Source organism: Liquorilactobacillus sicerae, from assembly GCF_029916425.1.
Classification (GTDB): domain Bacteria; phylum Bacillota; class Bacilli; order Lactobacillales; family Lactobacillaceae; genus Liquorilactobacillus; species Liquorilactobacillus sicerae.
On the sequence record NZ_JAHAVQ010000289.1, the window covers coordinates 1 to 424 of the forward strand.

Annotated in this window: 1 pseudogene; it reads left to right on the forward strand. The window is 30.7% G+C overall.

Annotated features, from left to right (window positions below):
• Nucleotides 1-73 precede the first annotated feature (73 nt).
• Nucleotides 74-424 (forward strand): annotated as a pseudogene (locus KH893_RS12485) (stage II sporulation protein M); the annotation flags it as partial.

Below are 424 nucleotides of genomic sequence, written 5' to 3' on the forward strand. Positions count from 1 at the left end.
TATTTTATTTACTTAATTTCAGTTTTTCTAATCAACAAATATCAGCGGTTTTTCTATGGAGAATATAAAAAATATGTTACAAAATAAAATTTTTGTTAGACCGGATCGAGCGCTTTGCATATCAATGATTATCAGTTTGTTTATAGCATTTTTTTCTTTTATTGTTGGAACTCAGTTGACCGGCGTATTTCAAGCGAATTTATCTAGTATCCAACTTACAATTTTTGAAGTCTTCGTTCATAATACGATGATATCTTTGCTGTTACTTGCAGGAGTTTTTAGTTACGGACTTGTTTCTTTTATTTTAATAATTATGAATTTCGCGGTGTTTGGTATGCAGGTTAATACAATGATATCGCAAATTGGTTTTCTTTCGATTGCCAAAAAAATCGTCTGGCACAGTTTTTTGGAATTAGCGGCCAAT